This is a genomic window from Vibrio sp. V04_P4A5T148 (genome assembly GCF_963875605.1).
In the GTDB taxonomy this organism is placed as follows: domain Bacteria; phylum Pseudomonadota; class Gammaproteobacteria; order Enterobacterales; family Vibrionaceae; genus Vibrio; species Vibrio anguillarum.
In genome coordinates, this window is sequence record NZ_CAWNMS010000015.1 from 1 (window position 1) to 2,034 (window position 2,034).

Here is a 2,034-nt window from a genome sequence, read left to right on the forward strand (position 1 = left end):
TAACAAACGGCTCAAGAGGGATTGCCAACGCTTGGCGACTTTAGTGCAAAATTAAAGTTCAGTGTTTACACTGTGTTTTTTGAGTTCGGCGGTGCGTTGTCAACCCCTTAGCCGGGCGTTATACGCTATATGGAAATTTAACAATGGAGTCGTGAAATGAATCAGAATGAAAAGCTGAATTATGTCGAGTTTGCAGCAAAAAATTTAGAGGCAACAAAATCATTTTTCTCTTCAGTTTTTGGCTGGGAATTTACTGATTATGGTCCTGAATATACAGCATTCTCAAATCAGGGTTTAGATGGCGGTTTTTTTAAAGCTGACTGTTGTAGTCAGACAGCATTGGGTGGTGCACTTCTTATCTTTTATAGCTCAAACATAGAAACCACTTTAGCCAAAGTCCAGAATAGCGATGGTCAAATTATTCGCCCAATTTTTGATTTTCCCGGAGGCTGTCGTTTCCATTTTATTGAGCCAAGCGGTAACGAATTTGCAGTGTGGTCGGAAGCACGCGTATAACAAACGGCTCAAGAGGGATTGCCAACGCGTGGCGGCTTTAGTGCAAAATTGAAGTTCAGCGTTTACAGGGTGTTTTTTGAGTTCGGTGGTGCGTTGTCAACCCCTTAGCCGGGCGTTATATTTTTTAGAGAGAATTCAGTGAAAATGATAAATTACAGTTACTTAGCAATATTGTTGACTACTAGTCAATTTGTATTGGCGGATGAAGTGCAGATTGAAAGAAAATTACCTGCCTGTGACTATAGCAAATTAACGATAAACGTACCGTCAACTATCAAATTGGTTGCTGTAGGCTCCCCCTCAGGTAGTGTGAAAGGTGCTAGCAAAGAGTTGGATTATCTCAGATTCAAATGTCTTGATGGTTCGTTGGAAATTAGTACGAAAGAAAATGTTTTGGTTGACGAATATTTCAAATTTGAGTTAGTGAATGGTTCGCTAAAAGACTTAACCTTAAATGGTGACCAAAAAGTTGATATCACAGAACTATCAGCAAAACACTTCGAAATGACGATCAATGGTATTGGCAAATCATCATTAACGGGACAAGTTACATCTTTCAATATTTCATTGAATGGAGCGGCTGAACTGGATGCTTTTAAGTTGAAATCGGAGAAAGGAAAGATAGAGGTTAATGGTGCAGGAGTCGCTCAATTAAACGTGTCTTCAGAATTAAATGCTCGTGTTAATGGCTCTGGTCGTGTTGAGTATTCGGGGGCACCTGTGAGTATAGAAACTGAAATTAATGGCAGAGGCTCTATAATAGCCATACCGTGAGTAACAAAAATATAACAAACGGCTCAAGAGGGATTGCCAACGCGTGGCGGCTTTAGTGCAAAATTGAAGTTCAGTGTTTACAGTGTGTTTTTTAAGTTCGGCGGTGCGTTGTCAACCCCTTAGCCGGGCGTTATGCTCTAGTCACAATCAAACTATTTTGGAATATATCACAATGAAAAAATTAACAATTCTAGCTCTTTCATCACTGGCTTTCTTCTCATCTAACACTTTTGCTAGAGATGATGTGGGTAATTATTCGATTACAAAGGCAATGAGCTCCGAAGTGGCTAAATCTAAATTAGGCTCTGAAGTTTCATTTTACTTTGGCGAGCAGAGTTACGGCAAAGTTCTCAAAGAATTAGGTGAATTTAAAACCAGTAAAAAAACGAACGCTTTCAATAAAACAGATGAAGAAGCGTGCAACTGGGTTTTTCTTTCTGCCATGATTGCTCTTAAAGACAGAGCGATAAAAGAGGGTGGAAATGCAGTAGTTAATATCAAATCAAATTACAAAAACAACCTCACTTCAAGCAACGATACTTTTCAATGTGGTGCTGGAGCCGTAATGGCTGGAGTTGCATTGAGTGGTGAAGTTGTGAAGCTCAAAAAACAAGCATAACAAACGGTTAAAGAAGGATTGCCAACGCTCGTCGACTTTAGTTCAAAATTGAAATTCAGCGTTTACGGCGTGTTTTTTGAGTTAAGTGGTGCGTTGTCAACCCCTTAACCGGGCGTTAGGCATCC

General features: G+C 39.9%; 3 protein-coding genes. All 3 read left to right on the forward strand.

Translation table 11 applies throughout. From position 1 onward, the window contains the following. Positions 1 to 156 precede the first annotated feature (156 nt). The 3 genes from AACT18_RS00550 to AACT18_RS00560 all read left to right on the forward strand — a co-directional run bounded on the left by AACT18_RS00550 (position 157) and on the right by AACT18_RS00560 (position 1,909). Positions 157 to 516 (forward strand): VOC family protein, encoded by a 360-nt coding sequence (locus AACT18_RS00550; RefSeq protein ID WP_094125886.1) that lies wholly within the window; start codon positions 157 to 159, stop codon positions 514 to 516. A 144-nt stretch (positions 517 to 660) separates the two neighbouring features. Next, positions 661 to 1,290 carry a GIN domain-containing protein gene (locus AACT18_RS00555; protein WP_094125890.1) on the forward strand — a complete coding sequence of 210 codons (630 nt, stop codon included), beginning with the start codon at positions 661 to 663 and terminating at the stop codon, positions 1,288 to 1,290. 172 nt (positions 1,291 to 1,462) lie between these two features. Next, positions 1,463 to 1,909, forward strand: coding sequence for an excinuclease (locus AACT18_RS00560; RefSeq protein WP_094144310.1), 447 nt, complete (start codon positions 1,463 to 1,465; stop codon positions 1,907 to 1,909). The last annotated feature ends 125 nt before the right edge of the window (positions 1,910 to 2,034 follow it).

Coding starts and splice junctions, on each gene's coding strand:
- AACT18_RS00550 (WP_094125886.1), top strand. CDS start 157: ATGAATCAGAATGAAAAGCTGAATTATGTCGAGTTTGCAGCAAAAAAT.
- AACT18_RS00555 (WP_094125890.1), top strand. CDS start 661: ATGATAAATTACAGTTACTTAGCAATATTGTTGACTACTAGTCAATTT.
- AACT18_RS00560 (WP_094144310.1), top strand. CDS start 1,463: ATGAAAAAATTAACAATTCTAGCTCTTTCATCACTGGCTTTCTTCTCA.